Origin of the sequence: Lentzea alba (genome assembly GCF_011067745.1) — a bacterium.
GTDB lineage: Bacteria > Actinomycetota > Actinomycetes > Mycobacteriales > Pseudonocardiaceae > Lentzea > Lentzea alba.
On sequence record NZ_JAAMPJ010000035.1, the window covers coordinates 1 to 541 of the forward strand.

Sequence of the window (541 nt, forward strand, 5' to 3'; positions counted from 1 at the left end):
CCCTAGACTTTTCGCAGTCTCCTACGTCCTTCATCGGCTCCTGGTGCCAAGACATCCACCGTATGCCCTTACTAACTTGCTACAAAGATGCTCGCATCCACTGTGCAGTTCTCAAAGAACAATCAGAAACCCCTGCGCTACTGCGTGACGCCGGCCTGAGCAAAGTCAGGAGGTTCGTCCGCGGCAAGAGCCCGATCACTGAAAGACACAAAGAGCGTGTTCCCTCAGGACCCAACAGCGTACCGATCTGTTCACCCAGCCCCCTGATGACCTTTCCACGCTGCAAGCAGCAGTACTCACTCATCCGGCAACCGGACGTCTAGCCAGCCAGCATCCACTAATGAGCCTCACCCAACATCAAGGCCGGGTTGAGTTCTGCCTGCCGCTGAGACATTCGCTCAGATCGACAGGAGAATGCTCCTTAGAAAGGAGGTGATCCAGCCGCACCTTCCGGTACGGCTACCTTGTTACGACTTCGTCCCAATCGCCAGTCCCACCTTCGACCGCTCTCCCCCTTGCGGGTTGAGCCACGGGCTTCGGG

Annotated in this window: 2 rRNA genes; both read right to left on the reverse strand. The window is 57.3% G+C overall.

Annotation, left to right across the window (positions count from 1 at the left end):
* Positions 1-82: ribosomal RNA gene (locus tag G7043_RS47465) — 23S ribosomal RNA — on the reverse strand; the annotation flags it as partial.
* A 343-nt stretch (positions 83-425) separates the two neighbouring features.
* A 16S ribosomal RNA gene (locus tag G7043_RS47470) occupies positions 426-541 on the reverse strand; the annotation flags it as partial.